This is a genomic window from Shewanella sp. SG41-4 (assembly GCF_014164505.1).
GTDB lineage: Bacteria > Pseudomonadota > Gammaproteobacteria > Enterobacterales > Shewanellaceae > Shewanella.
In genome coordinates, this window is sequence record NZ_JACJFI010000564.1 from 1 (window position 1) to 1,565 (window position 1,565).

General features: G+C 36.0%; 1 protein-coding gene. It reads right to left on the bottom strand.

Going from position 1 to position 1,565, the window contains the following annotated elements; genetic code table 11:
* Window positions 1-102: 102 nt before the first annotated feature.
* A complete protein-coding gene (locus H5202_RS22250) occupies window positions 103-813 on the bottom strand; it encodes a CBASS cGAMP-activated phospholipase (RefSeq protein ID WP_182773945.1) in 711 nt (236 codons plus the stop codon).
* Window positions 814-1,565: the final 752 nt, after the last annotated feature.

A 1,565-nucleotide genomic window follows, 5' to 3' on the forward strand; every position in this document is an offset into this window, starting at 1 on the left:
TCATCTCTTTACGGAATTACCCAAGCGTGCACCATCAGATGATATGACTGATTTGCTGCCGTGGAATGTTGATTTAGGTGAAGCAGAATAAGCTTCACCAGTTCATTGACCGCTTACGTTTAAAATCCTAACATCTTTCACTGTTGCATTTGGAAAGTCAGACTTCATATCACGAAAAACCTCGTGCAAACCGATAAAGCTAGGGTTATTCGCAACTAATCCACCATCAGCAAAATAAGCAGTAAGGTCCTCACAATAATGAGGGGCAAAATAAGTAGGAGCAGCAGAAGTTGCCATTGCTGCATCAGATAGTTTTAGTACACCATCCCTAGTGAAATCTGGATTATGGGGGGTTTTAAAGAACTGAGGTTTGCCAGTAGATAAGTTAATAGCTGGAATTAAGACTCTTCGCTGCAAGTCATTAAATGTTGAATCTGTACCAATCATATTTATTACAGTTTCATATAATGGTTTACTATCGTATAGCGGATTAAATATTTGCTTTATTAGTTTTTTAAACCCATTTTTTTTTGGTGGAAAAATCTTTAATGCATTTTCAAAAAAAACAGGTTCTAACTCACGAGCACTTTTACCTGATGCTAGCCCTAAAGCTAAAATCCCTCCAATAGAAGTTCCCGTAATAAGATCAAAGTAGTCACCGATTTTCACACCATTGGCTGACGATCTATTTTCAATATTGCGTTCAATCTGCGCAAGGACACTAATTGTAAATAGCCCCCTAACACCGCCACCATTCAAACTAAGTATCCTTATAGGCTCCGAGGTATACTGCTCATCTGCAGAAACGTTCATATTGCATCCTTTTATTACTAGAAGATAACTAACTGTGTTAATTTAGCTATACAATTCAAGTGTTAATCCATTTTTACTAAAAAATTTGAGCTATTTTATAGTTCCAACAAAATAGCTCAAAATGAACTAATCATATTTTTCAATTTTAAATGAAAATGACATTTCATTTATGCTTCCATGGTTTTAATGGCACAAAATAACTAGAGCTAACATATTCCTATTGGACCTCACTCCAGCAGCGGCTACGAGTAAACACGGAACATAATAGAATTAAAGCAATTGAATGATAAACCATTACAACAAATTTCAAACTAAACCCTCTAAGCTGAAATCGTTACATAGGAGAAAGTAGACTCCAAATCGACAAAAACCGCTTTGAGTAGGCATTAAAACCGTTCTTGAAATGGTGTTAAAATCGGTTGTTAAACGACAATCATGACGTTGATGAAAGCGCTATGTTGAACGGCATCATAAAAACAGTTACAGCTAATGTGCTATCCAATTTAAATTACATAGAATACAGCTCAGAGTAGTTATCTCACCCTAACTGAAACCTCGGAAGGTTAATCTAAGTATTAGATCACCGGAAACCTATTTACCTTCTAGACGCGACTCCGGAGCAAAACTGACAGGAACTCACTAATTAATGCAGAATTAACATTCAGCTTAGTGGAACTATTCCTCTTCAAAAGTTAATTCATGAGTAATTGCATTGATACCAGCTTGTATAAAAGTAGCCAATTGATAACCAG